This is a genomic window from Microbacterium arabinogalactanolyticum (assembly GCF_030268005.1).
Classification (GTDB): Bacteria; Actinomycetota; Actinomycetes; order Actinomycetales; family Microbacteriaceae; genus Microbacterium; species Microbacterium arabinogalactanolyticum.
On sequence record NZ_BRZC01000003.1, the window covers coordinates 343,777 to 365,448 of the forward strand.

18 protein-coding genes are annotated in these 21,672 nt (G+C 70.2%); 14 read left to right on the forward strand and 4 right to left on the reverse strand.

The window, feature by feature from the left end; translation table 11 throughout:
* Positions 1-33: 33 nt before the first annotated feature.
* Positions 34-1,059, reverse strand: coding sequence for a LacI family DNA-binding transcriptional regulator (locus MIAR_RS04025; protein WP_285631671.1), 1,026 nt, complete (start codon positions 1,057-1,059; stop codon positions 34-36).
* 183 nt (positions 1,060-1,242) lie between these two features.
* On the opposite strand from MIAR_RS04025, the gene MIAR_RS04030 reads away from it, so the two are divergent.
* The 5 genes from MIAR_RS04030 to MIAR_RS04050 are packed head-to-tail and all read left to right on the forward strand — an operon-like array spanning position 1,243 to position 6,839.
* Complete coding sequence (locus tag MIAR_RS04030) at positions 1,243-2,625, forward strand: extracellular solute-binding protein (protein WP_285631674.1); 1,383 nt, start codon at positions 1,243-1,245, stop codon at positions 2,623-2,625.
* Entirely contained in the window at positions 2,625-3,575 is a 951-nt protein-coding gene (locus MIAR_RS04035; RefSeq protein WP_285631677.1) for a carbohydrate ABC transporter permease, read from the forward strand. Before MIAR_RS04030 ends, MIAR_RS04035 begins: the two co-directional genes overlap by 1 nt.
* Positions 3,576-3,583: 8 nt before the next feature.
* On the forward strand, positions 3,584-4,417 hold the full coding sequence (locus MIAR_RS04040) for a carbohydrate ABC transporter permease (RefSeq protein WP_285631680.1): 834 nt from the start codon (positions 3,584-3,586) through the stop codon (positions 4,415-4,417).
* 5 nt (positions 4,418-4,422) lie between these two features.
* Positions 4,423-5,940 (forward strand): glycoside hydrolase family 32 protein, encoded by a 1,518-nt coding sequence (locus MIAR_RS04045; protein ID WP_285631683.1) that lies wholly within the window; start codon positions 4,423-4,425, stop codon positions 5,938-5,940.
* Positions 5,937-6,839 carry a PfkB family carbohydrate kinase gene (locus MIAR_RS04050; RefSeq protein WP_285631686.1) on the forward strand — a complete coding sequence of 301 codons (903 nt, stop codon included), beginning with the start codon at positions 5,937-5,939 and terminating at the stop codon, positions 6,837-6,839. The genes MIAR_RS04045 and MIAR_RS04050 overlap by 4 nt, the downstream gene beginning before the upstream one ends.
* 74 nt (positions 6,840-6,913) lie before the next feature.
* Here the strand turns inward: MIAR_RS04050 and deoD are convergent, their stop codons facing one another.
* On the reverse strand, positions 6,914-7,624 hold the full coding sequence (gene deoD, locus MIAR_RS04055) for a purine-nucleoside phosphorylase (RefSeq protein ID WP_285631689.1): 711 nt from the start codon (positions 7,622-7,624) through the stop codon (positions 6,914-6,916).
* Positions 7,625-7,676: 52 nt separating this feature from the next.
* Here deoD and MIAR_RS04060 point away from each other — a divergent pair, with 52 nt between their 5' ends.
* Positions 7,677-8,729, forward strand: a complete 1,053-nt coding sequence (locus tag MIAR_RS04060; RefSeq protein ID WP_285631692.1) for a DUF998 domain-containing protein — start codon at positions 7,677-7,679, stop codon at positions 8,727-8,729.
* A gap of 17 nt (positions 8,730-8,746) precedes the next feature.
* Here MIAR_RS04060 and MIAR_RS04065 read toward each other — a convergent pair whose 3' ends face one another.
* Positions 8,747-9,409, reverse strand: coding sequence for a DNA alkylation repair protein (locus MIAR_RS04065; protein WP_285631695.1), 663 nt, complete (start codon positions 9,407-9,409; stop codon positions 8,747-8,749).
* 147 nt (positions 9,410-9,556) lie between these two features.
* On the opposite strand from MIAR_RS04065, the gene MIAR_RS04070 reads away from it, so the two are divergent.
* The 8 genes from MIAR_RS04070 (at position 9,557) to MIAR_RS04105 (ending at position 18,178) form a co-directional block, all read left to right on the forward strand.
* Positions 9,557-10,849 (forward strand): MFS transporter, encoded by a 1,293-nt coding sequence (locus MIAR_RS04070; protein WP_285631698.1) that lies wholly within the window; start codon positions 9,557-9,559, stop codon positions 10,847-10,849.
* Positions 10,846-11,724, forward strand: a complete 879-nt coding sequence (locus MIAR_RS04075; protein ID WP_285631702.1) for an alpha/beta fold hydrolase — start codon at positions 10,846-10,848, stop codon at positions 11,722-11,724. The genes MIAR_RS04070 and MIAR_RS04075 overlap by 4 nt, the downstream gene beginning before the upstream one ends.
* Positions 11,717-13,198: a carboxylesterase family protein gene (locus MIAR_RS04080; RefSeq protein WP_285631705.1), complete on the forward strand. Its 1,482-nt coding sequence runs from the start codon at positions 11,717-11,719 to the stop codon at positions 13,196-13,198. Before MIAR_RS04075 ends, MIAR_RS04080 begins: the two co-directional genes overlap by 8 nt.
* A 41-nt stretch (positions 13,199-13,239) precedes the next feature.
* Complete coding sequence (locus MIAR_RS04085) at positions 13,240-14,373, forward strand: PucR family transcriptional regulator (RefSeq protein ID WP_285631708.1); 1,134 nt, start codon at positions 13,240-13,242, stop codon at positions 14,371-14,373.
* A gap of 190 nt (positions 14,374-14,563) precedes the next feature.
* Positions 14,564-15,526 (forward strand): fumarylacetoacetate hydrolase family protein, encoded by a 963-nt coding sequence (locus MIAR_RS04090; RefSeq protein ID WP_285631711.1) that lies wholly within the window; start codon positions 14,564-14,566, stop codon positions 15,524-15,526.
* Positions 15,523-15,993: a RidA family protein gene (locus tag MIAR_RS04095; RefSeq protein WP_285631716.1), complete on the forward strand. Its 471-nt coding sequence runs from the start codon at positions 15,523-15,525 to the stop codon at positions 15,991-15,993. The genes MIAR_RS04090 and MIAR_RS04095 overlap by 4 nt, the downstream gene beginning before the upstream one ends.
* Positions 15,990-16,769: a cyclase family protein gene (locus MIAR_RS04100; protein WP_285631719.1), complete on the forward strand. Its 780-nt coding sequence runs from the start codon at positions 15,990-15,992 to the stop codon at positions 16,767-16,769. The genes MIAR_RS04095 and MIAR_RS04100 overlap by 4 nt, the downstream gene beginning before the upstream one ends.
* Positions 16,766-18,178, forward strand: a complete 1,413-nt coding sequence (locus MIAR_RS04105) for an FAD-binding protein (protein ID WP_285631722.1) — start codon at positions 16,766-16,768, stop codon at positions 18,176-18,178. The genes MIAR_RS04100 and MIAR_RS04105 overlap by 4 nt, the downstream gene beginning before the upstream one ends.
* A gap of 103 nt (positions 18,179-18,281) precedes the next feature.
* Here MIAR_RS04105 and MIAR_RS04110 read toward each other — a convergent pair whose 3' ends face one another.
* Positions 18,282-21,476: a glycosyl hydrolase family 95 catalytic domain-containing protein gene (locus MIAR_RS04110; RefSeq protein WP_285631725.1), complete on the reverse strand. Its 3,195-nt coding sequence runs from the start codon at positions 21,474-21,476 to the stop codon at positions 18,282-18,284.
* Positions 21,477-21,672 lie beyond the last annotated feature (196 nt).

A 21,672-nucleotide genomic window follows, 5' to 3' on the forward strand; every position in this document is an offset into this window, starting at 1 on the left:
GGCCTTTCAGGCCCACCGGCTCGGGAGGCGCGGTCAGCCCAGACGTCGGACGGAATCGCGCACGATGAGCGGCATCGGGACTCGCTCGTGCGCGAGTTCGGCCTCGCCGACCAGCATCTCGATGCCGCGACGGGCCATCTGCTCGTAGGGGAGGCGCGCAGTCGTCAATCCCGGGCGCTGGAAGCTCGCCAGCTCCTCGTCGTCGAAGGAGATCACCGAGACGTCCTCGGCGACCTTCAGACCGCGTTCGGCCATCGCCTGGTACACGCCGAAGGCGACGTTGTCGTTTCCGGCGACGATGGCGGTGCGGTCGGGGTGCGCGTCGAGCATGCGGTGCAGCTGCTCGTATCCGATCTCCGGGCGCCAGTCGTCGACGTCGACCCGCGCGATGTCGACCCCGGCTCGGGCGAACACATCGTCCAGGCCGGCGAAGCGCTCGGCGATGGTGGCGGAACGACGCGGATCCCCGACGACCTGCGGGATGTCGCCGATGATCCCGATGCGGTGATGTCCACGCTCCACCAGGTGCTCGGCCACCGCGGCGCCTGCCGCGTACTCGTCGGGGAGGACGTTCGGATGATCGGCGCTCGACACGCCGTTGACGAGGACGGCGGGGACGCCGTGGGGGATCTTGGGTACGTCGATCATGCGCGCCGTCATCAGGCCGATGATGATTCCGTCCACCCGGCGATCGGTCATCTCCTGCACGGCGACGGTCAGGTCGTCGCTGCCGCCGGTCTCGGTGATGAGCACGGTCCGCTCGCGCGTCTTCGCGGCTTCCAGCACGCCGCGGATCATGCCCGACGCGTAGCGGGTGATCGTGACCTGATCCGAGATGAAGCCGATGGTGCCCGTGCGGCCGAGTCGCAGGCTCTGCGCCGCGGGATTCGGTCGATAGCCGAGTTCGTCGGCGGCTGCGCGCACGCGTGCCGCCGCCTCCGCGGAGAGGCGGGAGCCGGGGCGATCGTTGAGGATCATGCTCACGGCGGCCTTGGACATGCCCGAGCGCGCGGCGACATCGGACAGGGTGGGGCGCCGACCGGGACGCGGCTCCGACATCGTGTCTCCGTCCTGTCGCGAACTGCGGGCTGCGACTCGCAGCTCTCCTCCCACCATAGCGATTCGAGGCGACGGGGCCGAGGTTTGCTGAATTAATTCAGCAAACCCTTGCGTGCGCGTCGAACGCGTTGTTAGCATGCAGTGCTGAATCAATTCAGCATCCGATCGAAGAGGAGCGACGAAGTGGTTGACATCTCACGGCGGATGATGCTGGGCGCACTGGGCCTGGGCATCGTCGGCACGGCGATCTCGTGGCCGAGGCTCACCGGCATGGACATTCCAGGGCGCGGGAGCGATGCCCTGACGGTCGCGCTGCTGGGCACGGCGCAGGATGCGGCGGCACGGCAGAGCCTTGTGGACGGCTTCCAGCGCAAGCATCCGGACATCCCGGTCCGGATCGTGGCGATCCAGGGCACGGACTGGGGTGACTATTTCGCGAAGATCCTGACCATGGTCGCGGCGGGCACCTCCCCCGACGTCGTCACCGTCGCGACGGAGGGCGCGCAGCTGTTCGCCTCGCGGATGGCGCATCCGCTGGACGACTACGTGCGACGCGACGCGGCGGAGATGAAGGACTACTTCGACGATGTGCATCCGTCGCTCGTCGAAGCGTTCCTCTACCAGGGGAGCCTGTTCCAGCTCCCGGACAACTTCAACGCTGCCAACGTCTACTACAGCACCAAGGCGATGGACAGGGCCGGTCTCGAACGCCCTTCGGACCACTGGACCGTGGACGACTTCTTCGGCGTCGCGCAGGCGATGAAGAAGTCCGGGCAGTCGCCGTTCCTCCCGTACTTCTGGAACAACCGGCTCTGGGGCGGCGTCGTCCCCTGGCTTTACATCAATGACACGAGCATCCTCACCGAGGAGAAGGCGGCAGGCGGCGACTGGTTCTGGAAGCAGTTCTACCCGGACGAGAAGCCGCGCGGAGGCGGCTATCTCTGGCAGAACGCGGATGCTCTCAACGAGCGCACGATCGAGAGCTTCGAGGTGCTGCAGCGCATGGTCTCCGAAGGGCTCGCGGCCAACCCGGCACAGGGAGGCGGCAACGAGCTCGTGGCCCTGTTCTCCCGCGGATCGGTCGGCATGACCCCCGCCGGCGGATTCTGGGTCAAGGGCCTCGCCGACGCGGGCTTCGCCAACGACGACTACGACGTCTCGTTCTTCCCGAAGATGCGCAGCCAACGGCATCAGTTCGGGGCGGCCGGGTACGCGATCATGGAGACCTCGCACCGCAAGGACGAGGCCTGGGAATGGCTGAAGTACTGCGTCTCGGTCGAAGGCATGCGCACCGCGCACCCGCAGCCCGACTCGTCGCTGACCCGTCGCTCACTGAACGACGAGCTGTACGGGGCAGGCGTGGGCCCCGCCCACTGGAAGGTGTTCTACGACACCCTCGACAAGTTCCCCACCACGGGACCGATTCCCGCCCCACCCCAGCAGGCCGCCATCGAGCAGGCCCTGATCAAGAACGTCGTCGGCACCATCACCAACGGCCGCAGCGGAGTGCGCGCGGGCCTGGAGACGATGCAGCGCGACCTCGAGCTCGCCCTGAAGGGACGCTGATGTCCGTCACCACACCCGCCGCAGCCCCTGCGACCGCCGCCATCACCGCGCCGGGAGCCGCCACCGGAGCGTCCAAGCGCGGAGGCGGACGCGCGCTCATCGCGGTCTTCCTCGCACCCACCGTGATCGGTCTCGGGCTCTTCAGCTTCATTCCGATCATCGCCTCCGTGGTGCTGGCCTTCTTCCGCTGGGACATCATCACGGCACCCCAGTTCGTCGGTCTCGACAACTTCGTACGGGCTGCGACGAACCCCACGATCCGGGTGTCGTTCCTGAACACCATCGGCTTCGTCATCGTCGCGGTCGCACTGCAGCTCGCGGTCGCGCTGCTGCTCGCCGTGCTCGTGCAGTCGAAGATGCCGACGTGGCTGCGGGCCTTCTTCCGCTCGACGCTGTTCTTCCCGCTGATCCTCTCGGCCGCCTCGGTGTCGCTGGTGATGGCCTACCTGTTCAACCAGGAGTTCGGGCTGGTGAACCAGTTCCTCGGGCTGCTCGGCATCGGCAAGGTGGGCTGGCTGACGACCGGGATCGGGGCGAAGGTCGTCGTGCTGCTCGTGTACGTGTGGCAGAACTTCGGCTTCACGTTCCTGCTCTTCCTCGGCGGTCTCGCTGCCGTGCCTCAGGAGGTGTACGAGGCCTCGTCCATCGACGGCGCGACGGGCTGGGCTCAGTTCAGGCAGATCACTCTGCCCCTGATCAGCCCGACGATGCTGGTCGCCACCGTCATGGCCATCATCAACGCGCTGCAGATCTTCGACCAGCCGTACGTGCTCACACGGGGCGGCCCCGGCGACGAGACGCGCACCGCCGTGATGGTCATCTACGAGTCGGCCTTCCGGCAGCTCGACTTCGGCGGGGCATCCGCGATCGGCATCGTCCTGACGCTGCTGATCATGCTCGTCACCGGCATCCAATTCCAGCTCAGCAAGCGTTTCGTCTTCTACGGGTGAGGCCAGACATGTCTACTCAAGCAGTTCTCTCGCGCGGACGCGGCTTCGCCATCGGCCGCATCGGCACCTTCGTCCTGCTGATCGCTGCGACCGGGCTGACGCTCGGCCCGGTGATCTGGACCGTCATCACGGCGCTCACTCCGTCGGACGCGGTGACGCACACCACCTCGTTCGGGTTCGCGGCCTTCGCCGACGTCTTCGCGAAGATCCCGGTCTGGCTGTACATCTGGAACAGCGTGCTCGTCACGCTGCTCATCGCGGCCGGGCAGATGCTCAGTGCGGCGATGGCCGGCTACGTGTTCGCGCGGTACGAGTTCCGTGCGAAGAAGCTCCTGTTCGGAATGATCCTCGCGACCATGATGGTCCCGCTGCAGGTGATCATCGTGCCGGTGTTCATGCTCGTGCGCGGGATGGGGGTGGCCGACACTCTGCTCGCCCTGATCATCCCGGCGCTTCCGACCGCGTTCGGCACGTTCCTCATGCGGCAGTACTTCATGGGCCTGCCTGCCGAGCTCGGCGAGGCCGCGCAGATCGACGGCTCCGGCCCGTGGCGGACGTTCTTCCGCATCTACCTGCCTCTGGCCACGCCAGGGCTCGCGATCGTGGGGATCCTCGCGTTCAACTACCACTGGAACGAGTTCTTCCGGCCGCTGATCCTGACGATCAGCGAACAGAACTTCACGCTCCCGCTCGGTCTGGTCACCCTGCAGGGCAACCTCGGAACGGGAAGCGTGTCGACGGTGCTGGCGGGCGTCGTTATCTCGATGATCCCCGCCCTGATCGTGTTCATCTTCGGGCAGAAGCCGCTGCGTGAAGGCCTGACCGCCGGAAGCGGGAAATGAGGGACATGCACTTCCGACCCGCACGCAACTGGATGAACGACCCGAACGGACTCGTGTTCCACGACGGTCGCTACCACCTCTACTACCAGTACAACCCGAACGGAGCGGACCACGGCTTCATGAGCTGGGGGCATGCCACCAGCGCCGACCTGGTCGACTGGGACGAGCATCCGGTCGCCATCCGACACACGGATGAGCATGAGATCTTCTCCGGCTCCGCCGTGTTCGACGAGCACGACAGCAGCGGGCTCGGCACGGAGGGCACGCCGCCTCTCGTAGCCGTGTTCACCCTCGCTGATCAGCGCGGCCGGCACCAGGCGCAGGGCATCGCGTCGAGCACGGACGGCGGCTTCACCTGGACGTCGTACGCGGGCAACCCCGTGCTCGACCGCGGATCGTCGGACTTCCGCGATCCGAAGGTGTTCCGCTATTCGGGGCCGGCCGGCGACTACTGGGTGATGGTCGCCGTCGAAGCGCAGGAGCGTCGGGTCGTGCTGTACCGCTCCGACGACCTGAAGGCGTGGACCTACCTGTCCGATTACGGGCCGCGCGGCGCGACCGGCGGGGTGTGGGAGTGCCCTGACCTGTTCCCGCTCGCCGTGGACGGCGATCCGGACGACGTGCGCTGGGTGCTGCTGATCAGCCTCAACCCGGGCGGGATCGCCGGAGGATCCGGGACGCAGTACGTGGTCGGACGGTTCGACGGGGTGCGCTTCGTCCCAGACGAGCCGGGTCCTCCGGCTGCACCACGGGACGGGTGGGACTGCTCTCGCGCGCAGCTCGAGGCATGCGACTGGCTCGACTACGGGCGGGACTGCTACGCGGGCGTGACGTTCTCGGGCCTGGCCAGCGAGGACCGGGTCCTCATCGCCTGGATGAGCAACTGGGACTACGCGGGACAACTGCCGGTGGATGCCGAGCGCCCGCAGCGGGGTGCCATGACCCTCGCGCGCCGGCTCTCGCTCTCCCGGCGAGGAGGACGGGTCCGGCTCATCCAGGAGGCGATCGGCCCTGCCACCACCCCGCTCGATCCGGACCCGCGCGGTTCGACATGGCCGCGCGAGGTCGCGGCGGGGGCGACGCTCGCTCTGGACCTGGCACCGCAGGCGCGGCTTCGGGTGCGTCTGCATCCCGCCGGAGGAGCGGGTGCCGGTCTCGCGGCCGAGCTGCGATTCCGCGACGCGCGTGGCGTGTCGGCGGTTCTGCGATTCGCCGATGGGGCGCTGAGTCTGGACAGGCGCCCGGGGGCGGCGGGCCTGTCCTCGGCGTTCGGAAGCGTGCAGCGCGTGCAGCTCGCGGAGCCGGGCCTCTTCGAGGCGGAGATCTGGGTCGATAACGCGGACAGCGGACGAGGGTCGGTCGAGGTGTTCGCCGATGGCGGCGCCGTCGCCCTCACCGATCTGGTCGGTACCCGGATCACGTGCGTGGAGCTGGTCGCCGTCGGTGACGCCATGCTCGTGGAGGAGTGGTCAGCCGAGATCCCCCGGACGGTGCTCGCGGAAGCAGAAGGGCATCACGCGTGACGCGGATCGCGGTCATCGGTGAAGCGCTCGTCGATGTCGTCGTCGGAGGACAGGCCCACGCGGGCGGATCTCCGATGAACGTCTCGGTCGGGCTCACTCGCCTGGGGTGGCAGGCAGAACTGCACTCCCGCATCGGGGCCGACGAGCACGGGGACCTCATCCGTGCTCACCTCGCCGCCGACGGCGTGCCCCTCGGGGCTCGCACGCTGGCTGAGGGGGCGTCGTGGGCCGCGTCGGTGCGGCTGGATGCCGAGGGCAGGGCCGAGTACGACTTCGCACTGCACGGGGAGATCCCGATTCCCGAGATCGAGGATTTCGCGCTGATCCACGCGGGGTCGATCGGAGCACTGCGCGAGCCCGGATCGACCGCACTGCTGGACGCGTTCCGCGCTGCTCCTGCACTGACGCTGCGGAGCTTCGATCCGAACATCAGGGCCGACGTGATCGGGGCCGCCGATGAGGCCAGGGCCCGCGTGTTCGCGATCGCCGCGGCGGCACAGGTGGTCAAGCTCAGTGATGAGGACGCCGAGTGGCTTCGTCCAGGCTCCGAACCGGATGACGTGCTGCGCGAGTTCGCCGACAATGGCACGCGCTTCGCCGTGATCACTCGCGGCTCGCAGGGCGCGCTCGCTCTCGTCGACGGCGTCCGGTACGAGCGCCCCGCATCGCCTGTCACCGTCGTGGACACGATCGGCGCCGGAGACGCCTTCATGTCCGGTCTGCTGTTCGCGCTGCTCCGTGACGGGACCGATCGGCTCATCCGGGAGGGACGTCCTGTCCGAGGGGAAGCCGTGCTGAGCGCCCTGGACACCGCGCTCGCGTCGGCTGCGATCACCGTGTCGCGCGCCGGCGCCAACCCGCCTCACCTCGAGGAGCTCGCGCTGCGACTCGGGCGATGACGCGCAGGATGCATAGGTTCCCCGACCGACATCGTGGGCGATCGCCCGGAGCCGAGCGGCCCGCACGTCCGCCCTCAGGCGGTCGCGGCGCGCAGCGCGATCTCGATCATGTCGCCGAAGGTCTGCTCGCGCTCCTGTGACGTCGTCTCCTCGTGGGTGACGAGGTGGTCGGACACCGTGCAGATGCTCAGGGCGCGGCGCTGCCGGTAGGCGGCGAGCGTGTACAGCGCGCTGGTCTCCATCTCGACGGCCAGGGCACCGTGCGCGACGAGCGGCTCGGTCAGCTCGGGACGGGTCGTGTAGAACTGGTCGCTCGAGTAGAGCAGGCCCACGTGCGTGCGGTCCTGCAGCGAGAGCGCCTCCGAGGCCTCGACCGCTGCGCGCAGCAGCGAGAAGTCCGCGACCGGGGCGTAGTCGAGCCCGTGGAAACGCGTGCGGTTGATGCCCGAGTCGGTGCAGGCGCCGTTGGCGATGATGATGTCGCGCATGCCCACGCGCTCGGTCAGGCCGCCGCACGAGCCGACGCGCACGATGGTCTGCACGTCGTAGGAGTCGAACAGCTCGTTGGCGTAGATCGACATCGACGGCTGGCCCATGCCCGATCCCTGCACCGACACGTGGTGCCCGTTCCAGGTGCCCGTGAAGCCCAGCATCCCGCGCACCTCGGTGTACAGCTGCGCGTCGTCGAGGAAGTTCTCGGCGATCCACTTCGCCCGCAGCGGGTCTCCGGGGAACAGGACGATGGGGGCGATCTCGCCGGGTGCGGCGCCGATGTGGGTGCTCATGATCCCAGGTTATGTCCCCGTGGATGTCCCCCTGTGGTGGTTGCATGAAGTCATGGACGTGGAGCGGATGCTGCGGCAGCAGAGACGGATGCTGTGGGCGACCGCGGTCTGCTTCGCCGTGGGCCTGCTCGCCGGCACCGTCGCGCTGTGGGGCGGGACGCGCCCGTTCAGCGGCGACGGCTCAGTGCTCATGCCCATCGCCGTGGTCGCCGGGATCATCGCGGCGGCGGCGTTCGCGGTGAGCACCCGGATGCATCGGGCAGGAGAGACCGCACCGATGCCCACCTGGCAGGCGGTGGTCTCCGACGTCAGCACGGTCGCCGTCGCGCTCGCACTCGTCGGCGTGGCAGGCCTGGGAGTGCTGCTGGCCGGAGAGGTGCTGGCGACCGGGCTGCAGGGCCTGCAGCTGCCGGCGATCGGCGGAGGGCTGCTGGCGGGTGTGGCGTCGGCGCTCGGCGGGAGGTTCGCGTTCCGCACCGGCATCCGGCTGAGCACGCGTGACGTCGCCTCGCTGCTGTTCTCGTTCCTCGTGATCGGCACGCTGTTCGCCGTGCTCACCGCCACCGACACGACCTGGTGGGACCGCAGCTTCTCGCAGCTCGGGATCGGCGCGGGAGGCTGGGCGTTCAACGGCACGGTGATCATCGCGGGTCTGCTGATCGCGACGACCGGCTCGTACGTGGGCCGGGATCTGCACCGGATGCTGGGCGACGCCGCGCTGCGCGGCATCGCCGTCGTCGTGGTCGCGTGGTCGGGTGCCGGACTGGCGCTCGCCGCCGTCGGTCTTCTGCCGCTGGATCAGGTGCCGGTGCCGCATGCGATCGCCGCGTTCGCGACGCTGGGCCTGATCGTCGCAGCGGCGATCGCGACCACCGTGCTGATGGGGGAGCTGCGGATGCTGCGCGCGCTCACGGTGGTGCTGGCGGTGCTCATCGCCGTCGCGGTGGTGCTCGCGTTCGTCCTGCGGATGCTGTCGGTGGCCGCGCTCGAGGCCGTGGTCGTCGGACTGGTGCTGCTGTGGCTGTCGACGCTGGTCCAGCTGCTCGGCATCCTCGCTCCCGACGAGTCGCGCCCCTCGTCCCGCCGCTCTCCGCTGCGGGCGTAACTGCGGCGCCCGCCGGGTCAGCCCTGGCGGCGCACCATCTCCGCGATCCAGATCGGCGCGAACGGGCTCGTGCAGTTCGGCGGGGTGGGGTAGTCGGCGAGCACCTGCAGCCGCTCGCCGATCGCGACGGCGCGGTCGCGCAGCGCGGGGTGATGGATGCCGATGTAGGCGAGCGTCTCGTTCATCGCCCACTGCTCGCGCTCGGGAGCATCTTTCAGCTCGCGCTCGATGCGGTCGAGCAGAGCGTCGAGATCCAGGCCGTCCGGCGTCTTCTGCACCCGCGTCGAGGTCAGCGACCAGTGCGCGGCGCGGGCATCGGCGTCCGCATCGTCCGACCAGCGCAGCCGCAGATCCTCGGCGTGAGGCGACTTCCTGGCGATGTAGTTCACCAGCCAGTCGTGCGCCTTCGCGCTGCGGGTGCTGCGCAGCATCCGGTCGATCTCGTCGGCCGAGAGTTCCCGCGGCTTCGCGATCAGCAGGGCGAGCAGCTGACCGGCCACGTCGTCGCACTCCCAGAGGGACCGGGCCAGGTCGGTCGACAGCCCGATCCGCTTGGCGAGCCCGCGCATCTTCGACAGGTTCACACCGTGCGCATCGCCGTGGCGCTCGTTCACGGCCCGTGCCTTCGGGTCCTCCAGCGCTGCGAGCTCGGCGAGGGCTTCAGGGGCGGTCATCGACATGGGAACAGGGTAGGCGAGAGGGGACTGAACCTCCTGTGGGATCGACGGGTCCGGGTTGGGGAATCGCCGATGCGAGGCGTAGATCGGGCTCGTTAGCGTGCGTGCACGGCACTGTTCGTGCCGACCGACCCGAGCACGGAGCTTCACATGTCAACGTCGACTGCAACACCCCGGATCCGTTCCGCTCTCTTCATCCTGATGCTGGCCATGGTGGCCGAAGGCCTCGACCTCGTGGTCGCGAGCTTCGTCTTCCCTCGCGTCATGGAGGAGTGGGGCACATCGATCGAGGACATCACCACCCTCGTCACCCTCAGCGTCGTGGCGGGCGCGGTCGGCGGCTATCTCGCCGGGCCGCTCGCTGACAGATTCGGCTGTCGGCCCGTCATCGTCGTCTGCGCACTCGAGTTCTCGGCGCTCACGATCGCGACGGCGGCTGTCCCGGGGATGGCCGGGCTGATGATCGTGCGGCTCGCGGCATGCCTGGGGCTCGGCGCCCTGGTGCCCGTCGTGATCGCGCAGGTGTCCGAGCTCGTCCCCGGACGCACCCGGTCGCACATGGTGAGCCTGGTGTGGTCGGGCGGCGCGTTCGGGTTCATCCTCGGAAGCGTGCTGGCGGCCGTCGTGATCCCCGCCGCAGGCTGGCGCGTCCTCGTCATCGTGAGCGGGGTGCTCTCGATCGTGCTGGTGCCGTTCCTTCTCCGGGTGCTTCCGCGCCGCGCCGAGCGTCTCGAGGAGCCGATCCCCGCCACCTCCCATGCCGAAGCCGGCACAGCAGTGGGCACCCTGTTCACACGTCGTTACCTCGCCTCCACGCTGCTGACGTGGATCTGCTTCGCCGTGGGACTCGGCGTCGCCTACCTCATCGCCACGTATCTGCCGCTCATGGTCGAGCAGTACGGCATGACCGCAGGCGTGGCCGCACTGGTCACCGGGCTGTTCGGGCTGTGCGGACTGCTCGGCCAGCTCGGTCTCGGATTCGCGCTGAGGCGCTGGGACCCGCGCTCCGTACTCGCCGTGGTGTGGGGCGTCGGCACCCTCGGGATCGTGCTGCTCGCCGTGGTCGACCTCGGCATCGCGGGATTCCTCATCGCGATCTCGGCGATCGCCTTCACCATCGCCGGATCCAATGCCGTGCTTCCGACTCTCGCCACCGCCCTGTACCCCGCACGCGCGAAGGCGACAGGCGTCTCGTGGGCCAACGGAGCGGGGCAGATCGGCCGGCTCGGCGGGGGCTGGGCCGGGGGAGCCATGCTCGCTGCCGGCTTCAGCACCACGCAGCTGTTCCTGGCCATCGCGGTGCCGACCGTGGCCGGGATCGTCGGCGCGGTGCTGCTGCGACGTGCCCGCCGGACGGCAGAAGGGCCGGCGGATGACGCGTCCCTCGCGCCTGCCGAGAGCGCCATCGTCGCTGGGAACACCACGACCGAGGCCCGCGCATGATGGCGCCCCGGGTGCTCGCGGAGGGTCGCGCGTCGACCCTCCGCGTCGGAGACCTGCTGTTCCGCGCGCTCTCCTGGGGTCCCGAGGACGGGATCCCCCTCCTCGCCCTGCACGGCTTCCCCCAGCACGCCGCCAGCTGGGCGCGCGTCGCGCCTCTGCTCGCGGAGCAGGGGATCCGGACCCTCGCCTTCGACCAGCGCGGCTATTCGCCGGGCGCACGCGTGCCGCTGGATCAGTACACGCTGGATGCCGTGGTCGGCGACGTCATCGGCATCGCCGATGCGCTCGGGTGCGACCGCCTGCACCTGGCCGGTTTCGGGCAGGGCGCATTGCAGAGCTGGGCGACCGCTGCGGCGCATCCCGACCGGATCGCATCTCTGACCGCTCTGCGCTTTCCGCACCCGGCGGCGTTCGCGCGCGGCGTCCGCACGGATGCCGAACAGCGACGGGCGTGGGATGCGCTGGAGAGCATGAGTCCGCCCCGCCCCGCCGCCGAGCAGCTGCTGCGCGATGACGCTGCCGCGTTGCGATCGTTCCTCGCGGGGTCCGGGATGCGCCAGGAGCTCGTCGACGAGACGACGGAGCGCCTGCGCGACCCGGAGGCGCTCGCCGCGGCCGTGGCCTGGCACCTCATCCCGGTCGAGGAGATGGCGCAGGTCCCGCCGGTCACCGTGCCGGCGCTCTACATCTTCAGCGAGGGGCCCGCCCTGCTCCCGGCCACGGCGGAGCTCTGCGCGGAGTACGCGCACGGCGGGTACCGGATGGTCGCGTTCGAGCAGGGCGGGCACTGGCTGCTCGACACCGAGGCCGAGCGCGTCGCGGAGCAGATCGGCCGTCATGTCCTGGACGTGGCGGACGGAGGCGCGAGTGCCTGAACTGGTGGTGTCGACGCCCTCGGGTCGTCTCGCTGGGCGCCAGGACGACGGCGTGCTCAGGTTCCACGGCGTCCCCTACGCTGAGGCGCCGGTAGGGGGGCGCCGGTTCGCCGCCCCGGTGCCGGTGCAGCCCTGGGCGGGCATCCTGTCCGCTTCCGCGCCCGGCCCGATCGCTCCTCAGCCCCTCAGCCCCCTCGCCGATGTCAGCCGGGGAATGAGCGAGGACTGTCTTCGCCTGGACATCGTCACGCCGGCCGTCCGTGGTCGGCGTCCGGTCGTGGTGTGGCTGCACGGCGGGGGATACTTCGCGGGCTCCTCACTGGAACCGGACAGCGATGGGACCCGGCTGAGCGCGGAGCACGACCTCGTGGTGGTCTCGGTGACGCATCGACTGGGCATCCTCGGGTTCCTCGACCTCGAACCCGTCGGCGTGCCCGGCTCCGGCGTCGCCGGACACCTCGACCTCCTCGCGGCACTGCGGTGGATCCGGTCGCACATCACGGCGTTCGGCGGCGATCCGGAGCGGGTGACGGTGGTCGGGCATTCCGGGGGCGGGGGGAAGACGTCGATGCTGCTCAGCACGCCGTCGGCCGCCCAGCTCATGCACGGGGCGGTGATCATGGCCGGCCCCGAGTTCGATCTCAACGATCCGTCGCGCGCGGCCGCGACGAGGACCGCCGTCGCCGACGCGCTGGGCCTCGACGGCACGGCGGAGCAGCTCGCGGAACGGCTCCGCCGCGTTCCCGTCGCCGATCTCCTGCAGGTGCAGGAGCACCTCGGCGCGGGTGCCGTCCCAGGTCCGCACAGCATGCGATTCTCGCCGGTCGTCGGACGAGACCCACTGCCCCTCGTGCCGACCGCCGCCGCGAGGGCCGGCATCGGAGCAGGCATCCCCCTCATCATCGGGACGGCACGCGACGAGTCGCACATCGCCCTCGGAGCCGATCCGGCGGCAGCGTCCCGTGACCTGCCACCGGAAGCACTGCGCCGGCTCGTCGCGGATGGGCTGGACAGGCCGGAGGACGCATCGCGCATCCTGCGGCGGTACCGCGAGCTGCTGCCGGGCTCCCCGCCGGGAGCGCTCTGGCTGTCGATCGCCTCCGACCAGTTCCGGATCCGCAGCCTCCGTCTCGCCGAGGCGCGTCTGGACGGCGGCGCCGCCGCGACGCACGTGTACCGTTACGACGTGCCCGACGCGGCGGGATCAGTCCCGCACGGCGCAGAGGTCGCGGCGTTCTTCGGCGGGACTGCGGATACAGCCGCGGCGGACTGCCTCGCAGCCTTCGCCCGCACTGGTTCTCCCGGGCCATACTGGGAGGCATACGTGAGGGGTTCGCGGCACGAGCGCCGGTTCCGTGAGACGGGGGCGGCGGACGTTCCGGATCCGGATGCCGAGCGTCGCCGGGCCTGGGACGGCATCGGCACCGGTCCCCGGTCGCATCCGTGGGCGAGACTGCTCGAACCCGCGGAGTAACCTGCATTCCACGACGAGATCGCCCTTCGCCCGGGAGAGGCATGACAACGAGGAAGCAGACCGCGGTGCAGAAGGCGTGCGCCAGGGTCGAGGCAGGGATCGGCGCGCTGACGGCATCCGCCACAGATCATGTGCGCGCGGAGCTCCCCCGATACGCCCTGGTGCCGGTGGAACAGCACCAGGGAACCGTGCGCGACACCATCCAGTCACTGCTGCACGCGCTCGCCGGGGAGGGCGGCTTCTCGGCTGAGGATGCCAGGGTGATCCGCTACGCGGCGCTGCGCCGCGAGGGCACCGGCATCCCGGTTCAGGACGTCCTCGCGGCGTTCCATGTCGTGGGACGGGACGTGTGGGATGCGCTCGCGCATGTCGAGGGGATCTCGGCCGGCACGCTGGTGCAACTGGCTGATCCGCTGTGGTCATGGATCCAGCGGGCGAGCGCGCTGGTCGCCGAGACATCGGCCGCAGGTGGTGGCGCGCAGGGCCGTCAGGTCGTGCTGCGTCAGCGCCTTCTCGAATCCGTCCGGGCCGGCGACGCCGCGGAAGGCGACGCGGTGGAGAACGCCCGTCGGCTGGGGTTCGTCCCCGGGGGCAGCTTCCGCGCCGTGTGCACGGAAGCAGCGCCCTGGGTGGAGGGCGATCTGGAGCTGCTGCAGAGGGGCCTCGCGCGCCTGCCCGGAACGAATCACGCGGGGTTGCACGGAACGCTGATGATCGTGCTCTGCCAGGGCGCGTCCCCGCAGGCGGTGGCCGAGGAGGTCCACCGGCAGCTGCCCGGCCACGGCAGCGTCGGAGTCGGCTTGGAACGGCCCGGCGTCTCGGGGGCCGAGACCAGCATCGGCGACGCGGAACGCGCGCTGCGGGTCGCGTGGCCGGAGTCCGTCTCGTTCTTCGAGCGTGCGTGGCTGCATTCGGGACTGGTCGATGCGCGCACCCGGCTCACGCCCCTCTACGGGGAGGCGAAGGCGATCGCCGCGGAGCATCCGGGTCTCGCGCAGGCCGTGCGAGCCTTCGCGGACGAGGGCTTCAGCCTTGCTGCGGCCGCGGCGGCTCTGCAGCTGCATCCGAACACCGTCGCCTACCGGCTGGATCGGTGGCACGAGCTCACGGGACACGACCCGCGGCGCTTCGACGGCCTGGCGCTCTCGATGCTGTCGATCGGCCCGCCGCGATGAATCCCTGAGTCGATCGGCGGCGCGCCGAAACGGCCGGAGTGCCGACGCCCGCAACTCCTTCGTCGAATCCACGAAGAACCAGGGCCCAAGAGCACCTATCCGCCGAGGAGCTCAGCGTCCTCGTCCTCTTAGTGTCATCGAAACGACAGGCACGAGGAGGAGTCATGGTCGACGAGGTCAGGCATCGCGCATGCGTCTGCTGAGCATCGGGCCCGCCGGCGCAGAGGAGCCGTTCGCGCTCATCGACGACGCCGGAGCCGACGGCCCGCTTTCGCCCGAAGCGGTGGTCATGCCGCTGCGCCCGCTCGCCGCACGCCACGGCACCCGGATCGAGACACTGAGCGATGTGCTGGAGCGGCTTGCGGACCTGGCCCGCTGGCTGGCAGAACCACGGCTGCGCGATGAGGGGGAGCGCCTCGGTGATCGCCGCATCGGCGCGCCCATCCCGGTCCCGCGTCTCGTGGTCGGAGTCGGCATGAACTACCCGGCGCACGCGGCCGGGCTCGACACCCGCGCCGGGGATCCCGTGCTGTTCCTCAAGCCGCCGACCGCCGTCTGCGGGCCGTACGACGACATCGTCCGCCCGCCCGAGACGGCCGCGCTGGACCACGAGGTCGAGCTCGGCGTCGTGATCGGCACGGTCGCCCACCGCGTCCCGGCGGAACGCGCCCTCACGCACGTGGCGGGGTTCGTGGTGGCAGATGATGTGTCGGCCCGGGACATCGCGCTCGGGGCGGGCCTCGCGCACCCGCTCTCTCTGCAGCTCACCCGCGCCAAGGGGTTCCCCACCTTCTGCCCGCTCGGGCCCTGGCTGCTGACGGCGGATGAGACACCGCAGCCCGCGGACCTGCTTCTGGAGCTGAGCGTGAACGGCGCGGTGCGCCAGCGGGCACGGGCCGCGGAGATGATCACGGGCATCGCCGAACTCGTCGCCTTCGTCAGCGCGGGCATCCCGCTCGAGCCCGGCGACATCATCCTCACCGGATCCCCGCCGGGGTGCGGATTCGAGCAGGATCCGCCGGTCTTCCTGCACCCCGGAGACGTCGTCGAGGCCGGAGCCACCGGGCTCGGGCGCATGCGCACGCGCGTCATCGACGAGCGGGACCCATCCAGGCGAGAACAGCCGACCATCAACCCGAGGAGCGCCACATGATCCGCACTGCACGCCCGTTCATCGAGGCGATCAACCCGTCCCGTCTCGCGCCGCCCGCGGGGCACTTCGACCGTGCGATGCGCATCGGTCCCTGGCTCACCGTCTCCGGCACATCCGCGCTCACGAACCTCACCGGCCCTGTCGAGGAGCGGCGCCTGCCCGACGACTTCCGCGCGCAGGCGGAGCTGGCCTTCGACAACATCGCCGTCGTCCTCGACTCGGTCGACGCGAGCTTCGAGCACGTCTACGAGATCCACGCGACCCTGGCGCGCGCCGAGGACTTCGGCACGCTGAACGACATCTTCCGCGAGCGGATCCCCGAGCGCGGCTTCGTGGGCAGCGGCTACGTCGCCGAGTTCCTCGGCCCCGGGATGCTCATCGAGGTCGAGGTCAGGGCCTATCTCCCGCATTTCGCCGACGACACCACCACACCTCACCCGATCACCCCGAACGGAGCACACGCATGAGCATTCCCACCCTTCTCGGATCGCGCATCGTCGATCTGACCACGCCACTGGGCCCGTCCACCCCGGTGGTCCCCGTGCCGGAGCCCTTCGCCCCGACGGCAGCGCTTTCGTTCACTCCGGTGAGCGACTTCGACGAGCACGGCCCCGGCTGGTCCTGGAGCGACATCACCCTCGGCGAGCACGCCGGCACCCACGTCGACGCGCCGCGGCACTGGATCAGCGGTCGGGACGGCCGCTCGGTCGACCAGATCCCGCCGGAGCGCCTGGTGGGTCCGGTCGGCGTGCTGGACTGCACGGCCGAGGTCGCCGAGAACCCTGGCTACCTCGTCACCGTCGCCGACCTGGAGGGCTGGGAGGCGGAGCACGGCCGGATCCAGCCGGGCACCTGGCTCTTCGTGCGCACCGGCTGGAGCGCGCGCGGTGACGATCCGGCGCGATTCCTGAACGACAACGTCTGGCCGGGCCTCACTCTGAAGGCCGCCAAGTGGCTGGCGGCGCATCCGAACGTCTCGGGCCTCGGCGTCGAGGCGATCGGCATCGACGGTCTCGGTGCCGGACCGGAGGCGGATGACGCGCAGGACGATCCTGGGGCCTTCGGCCCCGGCCACTACTACCTGCTCGGATCGGACAAGTACGGCCTGACCTCGCTGCGCAACCTCGACGCCCTCCCGGCGACCGGCGCATGGGTCGTGGTCGCGCCGCTGCCGCTCGTCGGCGGCACCGCCGGCCCGGCACGCGTCTTCGCGTTCGTCCCGGAAGGCGGTGAGGGGGAATGAGCGTCCCGCAGGAGGCCGCGCCGCTCGACCTGCTCGTCGTCGGCTGTGGAGCGGGCGGCCTGACGGTCGCGCAGGCGTTCCTCGAAGAGGTGGACCGTGACGGCCGCTCCCCGCGGGTCGTGCTCCTCGAGCGGGCACCGCGCGCCGAGCGCGGCGGGGCGACCCGGTGGTCCTGGGTCAACGTGACCGTCGACACCGACGGGGTCGTCGATCCCGGCGTCATCGCGCGCATCCTGACCTCGCATCCCGATGTGGACGAGGAGTACTTCCGGGTGATCGAGCGGGAGGGCGCCGCGACCGTGGCGTGGCTCGAGGAGCACGGCGTGCAGATCGCCCACCAGCGCCCGCCGTTCGCGATGGCGAACGACTACGGCGCGATGGTGGGCGGTGGAGCGAGCCTGGTCGAGGCGTTCTGCGCGTTGCTGGAGGCCCGGGAAGGCGTGGAGATCCGCTACGACACCGAGGCCCTGCGCCTCACGACGGATGCGGACGGCCGGGTCGACGGCGTGATCGCGCGGGGCCCGGACGGCCTGACGCGACGGCTGGCCGCGGACGCCGTGGTTCTCGCGACCGGCGGGTTCGAGGGCAGCCTGGAGGCGGTGACCCGCTACGTCGGTCAGCGGGCCGGACAGATCCGGCACGTGGTCCCCGGACTGCGGTTCAACACGGGCGACGGCCTGCGGATGGCGACCGAGCTCGGCGCGGCGACGGCGGGCCAGTTCGACCGGCTGCACGTGCAGCTCGTCGACGAGCGGACGAGCAAGCCGGATGCCGGGATCTTCGGCATCCCCTACGGCGTGATCGTTGACGGCCGCGGCCGGCGATTCGTGGACGAGGGCTCCGCGACGGCGGAGGCGCTCAACGCGCCGCTCGCCTGGTCTGTGTGGCGCGACCACGACGCCACCGCATCCTTCGTGTTCGACGCACGCGCCGCCCGGATCCCGGGCTGGGAGTTCCTGAACCAGAGCGACATCCAGCCGTACCGAGCCGACACCCTCGCCGAGCTCGCCGGACTGATCGGCGTCGACCCGGCCGCCCTCGAGGACGAGATCACGCGGTTCAACGCCGCGGTCGGCGACGGCGACTTCGATCCCGGGGTGCTCGACGGCCGGCGCACGCACGGGCTGGACATCGACAAGACGAACTGGGCGCTGCCGATCGAGGAGGCCCCGTTCTTCGCGTATCCCCTGGCGACGGCGTCGACGTTCAGCTACGGCGGCATCCGCATCGACCTGGAGGGCCGAGTGGTCACGCCACGCGGCACCGCCATCCCGGGCCTGTACGGAGCAGGCGTGGTCACCGGTGTCTGGTACGGGGAGTATCCCGGCGCGATGTCGGTGCTGCGCACCGTGACCTTCGCCCGGCGGACCGGCGCTGAGATCGCAGCGGCCCGGGTGCCGATCCATTGAGCGCCTGGACAGCCCCGATCACCGGACCCGCCCGCTTGAGCTGAGTCCGGCGGCACGGCGCCCGAGGGGGAGACGCCGTGCCGCCGGACTCGTGCCGCCGGACTCAGTTCGCCGGGCCGAGGTCGCGCATCGGCTGTCCGGCCTTGGGGTTGGCGGGCTTGACCTTGCGGCGCCGTCCGTTCACGATGACGACGACGTTCGACATGTTCGGTGCACGGTCCGCCACGACGTCGTACGACACCACTCTTCCGTCCTGCCATTCGCAGCTCACCCGGTACCCGCCGCGAGCGCGCAGGCCGGTGAACGAGCCCTTCGCCGCCCAGTCCGCCGGAACAGCCGGCAGCAGGCGGATGGCGCCCTCGTGGCTCTGCAGCAGCATCTCGGCGATCGCCCCGGTGATGCCGAAGTTGCCGTCCAGCTGGAACGGCGGATGGTTCGCCCACAGGTTCGGCAGCGTGTTATAGGTGAGCAGGCCGCGCACCATGATCCCGGCGCGCTCCGCGTCGCCGAGGCGGGCGAACAGGCCGGCGCGCCAGGGCCACGTCCAGGAACGGCGGCTGTCGCCCGAGACGGTGCCGGCGGTGAACGGCACGCCCTCCTTCTCGCCGCATCGTGCCTTCAGCGACACCAGCGCGGCCGCGGCGAGCTCGGTGTCGTCCACCGTGATCTGCCGGCCGGGGTAGACGGCGAACAGGTGCGATGTGTGGCGGTGGATGTCCTTCGGATCGTCGCGGTCGGTCTGCCACTCCTGCAGCTGACCCCAGCTACCGATCCTGTTCGGCGCGAGCCTGCTCTGCATGTCGGCCACCGTCGCCCGGTAGTCCTGGTCCACGTCGAGCGCCTCGGCGCAGTCGAGGTAGTTCTGGAAGAGGTCCCAGATGATCTGCTGGTCGTACATCACGCCGTCCTCGCGGGGCCCGTGCTCGGGCGACCATCCGTTCGGCGACACCAGCGTGCCGTCCGGGAGCGTCTTGAGGCGGTCCTCCCAGAACTCGCAGATCTCCTTGATCAGCGGGTAGGCGTGATCGCGCAGGTACCGCTTGTCCTGCGTGAACGCCCAGTGCTCGTAGAGATGCTGCGCGTACCAGGCGCTCGCGACGGTGTTCCACTCCCAGGAGTTGCCGCCGAAGATGCTCTGCGAGGTGCGCGCCGTCCAGCCGCGCACGTCGCCGAAGGCGTTCCGGGTCGCGACGCGGCTCGGCACGGCGACCTGCTCGATGAACGCGGCGAGCGCCTCGTGCGCCTCCGGCAGATCGGCGGTCTCGGCGCCCCAGTAGTTCATCTGGATGTTGATGTTGGTGTGGTAATCGCTGGCCCAGGCCGGCTGGTTGCTGTTGTTCCACAGCCCCTGCAGGTTGGCCGGCAGCCCACCGGGCTTCGACGAGCTCAGCAGCAGGTAGCGCCCGTAGGAGTACATGGTCTGCTCGAGCGTCGGGTCGGACTCGCCCGCTGCGTAGCGGGTGAGCCGTCGCTGGGTCGGCAGCGCCAGCACGGCATCCGCGGTGCTGCCCCAGTCCACCTTCGCGCGCGACATCAGAGCCGACACCTCGGTGACGTGCGACGAGCGCAGCTCGTCGAAGGAGCGGGCGGATGCCGCGGCCAGGGCCTTCTCGATCCCGGGCAGGGGCGCCGCGCCCCGCCATCCCTTCGCGGCATCCATCAGGTAGTCGGTGCGCGCGTCCAGCAGCAGGGTGATCGAGGTCGCCCCGGTCACGCGCAGCCCGTCTCCCGCCGCCGCGACCTCGCCGTCCGTGTCGGCGATCTGCAGCACGGCCGCGTGGCTCAGCTCGTTCGCCATCGTTCCTGCGAACGACAGGCGCCGTTTCGCGGCATCCGCCGTCGTCCTCGCCTCCTGCGCCGAGACCATGCCGATGTCGGCGTTCAGCGATCCGGCGCGATCGGTCGAGTACCTCAGCACGATGACGTCGGCGTCACGCGACGCGAACGCCTCGCGCAGCACCGTGCCGCCGGTGGTGGCGAAGTGCGTGCTGTACGTGCCGTCGGCGATGTCGAGCGCCCGGCGGTAGTCGACGACCGTGCGCGCCCCCGCCGTGCTGAACGCTCCGGCGGTGAAGGCGATCCCGGCGACCCGGAACGCCGACGGACCCGTGAACACGATGCGGTGCACCGCGTACGCCTTCGTGTTGGCGAACGAGAACGCGCGGGTCTGGCCGCGTTCGGCGAACGTCTCGCCGGTGGTCTGATGCAGGGTCGTCCAGGTCAGGCCGTCGTCGGATCCTGCGACCGTCCAGTCCCGCGGATCGGGCGCGGCGTCATCGGCCGCGGAGGTGAGGGTGTAGCCGGTGAAGGCGCGCTTCGTGGCCGACTCGACCTGCCAGATGGCTCCCGACCCGGCGTCGCCGACCTGCCACACCGTGCCGGCGTCGCCGTCGACACTGCCCAGCAGCGAATCGGCGTGCCCGCTCGGAGACGAGACGTACCACCCGTCCCCGCCGGCGAGAGCCACACCCGCCAGGCCGATCTCGGACAGCTGGAAGTGGCTGACGCCGGCCTTCGGCACGAACACGAAGCGGTAGTGCCGGTAGGTCCCCGGGTTCGCCACGGTATAGGTCTTGGTCTGGAACCTGCTCTCGAAGGGCGCGCCGGTCCGCGTGTCCAGCGTCGTCCAGGACGATCCGTCCGCCGAACCCTGGAACGTCCACTCCTGCGGGTCGCGGGTGGGGACGTCGTTCGCGCTGGTCAGGCTGTACGAGGCGACCTCGGCCGCGTCCGCCAGGTCTGCCTGCCAGAGCACCTGCGCGGGCGGGCCGTCGATGCACCACTTGGTGCGGGAGTCGCCGTCGTAGCTGCGGTCCACGCCCTCCGAACCCGAGGTCCGGTAGGGACCGCCGGGTGACGTCACGGTGGTGGTCCCGCCGAACGAGACGGTCACCGTGCCGAAGTCCCGGTACGAGCCGAACCCGGTCACCGAGGTGTCGTAGGCGCCGTCACCCTGACCTGCGAGGGCGTTGTCGTAGTCGTTCACGCCGCCCCACATGCTCTGCTCGTTGAACTGCACGACATCGGCGGTGGGGTCGCCGAACAGTTTCGCGCCGAGACGTGCATTGCCTATGGGCAGTGCCTGTGACTCCCAGTCCTTGGCCGGCGTGCCGTACCAGAGCGCAGAGCGCGAGAGCCGAGGGCGGGGGAGCGACCGGGCGGCGGATGCTGCGGAGTGCGGGGCGCCCACGGCGGCGGATGCCGGCCGGGCGGCGAGGAAGGTCGGAGTCAGCGCGGCGAGGGCGGCGAAGCCGCTGACCTGCAATGCCTGGCGGCGGGAGATCGGAATGTCGAGCACGGATGCCTCCTGAGCGTCGTCGATCGGGGAGTGATGCCCGAGGAATGAGGCATCGTGTGGCATTCTTACGCACCGATTGATCGGATGTCTAGGGTGATCAACGAACCCGTTTGGCCCCCGTGCCTCGTCTTGGCCCCGCATTCATCCGATGCATGAGGGTCGAATGCCCGCGTCCGCCCCTGGTCAGGAGCGGTTT

Coding starts and splice junctions, on each gene's coding strand:
- MIAR_RS04025 (WP_285631671.1), bottom strand. CDS start 1,059: ATGTCGGAGCCGCGTCCCGGTCGGCGCCCCACCCTGTCCGATGTCGCC.
- MIAR_RS04035 (WP_285631677.1), top strand. CDS start 2,625: ATGTCCGTCACCACACCCGCCGCAGCCCCTGCGACCGCCGCCATCACC.
- MIAR_RS04040 (WP_285631680.1), top strand. CDS start 3,584: ATGTCTACTCAAGCAGTTCTCTCGCGCGGACGCGGCTTCGCCATCGGC.
- MIAR_RS04045 (WP_285631683.1), top strand. CDS start 4,423: ATGCACTTCCGACCCGCACGCAACTGGATGAACGACCCGAACGGACTC.
- deoD (WP_285631689.1), bottom strand. CDS start 7,624: ATGAGCACCCACATCGGCGCCGCACCCGGCGAGATCGCCCCCATCGTC.
- MIAR_RS04060 (WP_285631692.1), top strand. CDS start 7,677: ATGGACGTGGAGCGGATGCTGCGGCAGCAGAGACGGATGCTGTGGGCG.
- MIAR_RS04065 (WP_285631695.1), bottom strand. CDS start 9,409: ATGTCGATGACCGCCCCTGAAGCCCTCGCCGAGCTCGCAGCGCTGGAG.
- MIAR_RS04070 (WP_285631698.1), top strand. CDS start 9,557: ATGTCAACGTCGACTGCAACACCCCGGATCCGTTCCGCTCTCTTCATC.
- MIAR_RS04075 (WP_285631702.1), top strand. CDS start 10,846: ATGATGGCGCCCCGGGTGCTCGCGGAGGGTCGCGCGTCGACCCTCCGC.
- MIAR_RS04085 (WP_285631708.1), top strand. CDS start 13,240: ATGACAACGAGGAAGCAGACCGCGGTGCAGAAGGCGTGCGCCAGGGTC.
- MIAR_RS04090 (WP_285631711.1), top strand. CDS start 14,564: ATGCGTCTGCTGAGCATCGGGCCCGCCGGCGCAGAGGAGCCGTTCGCG.
- MIAR_RS04095 (WP_285631716.1), top strand. CDS start 15,523: ATGATCCGCACTGCACGCCCGTTCATCGAGGCGATCAACCCGTCCCGT.
- MIAR_RS04100 (WP_285631719.1), top strand. CDS start 15,990: ATGAGCATTCCCACCCTTCTCGGATCGCGCATCGTCGATCTGACCACG.
- MIAR_RS04105 (WP_285631722.1), top strand. CDS start 16,766: ATGAGCGTCCCGCAGGAGGCCGCGCCGCTCGACCTGCTCGTCGTCGGC.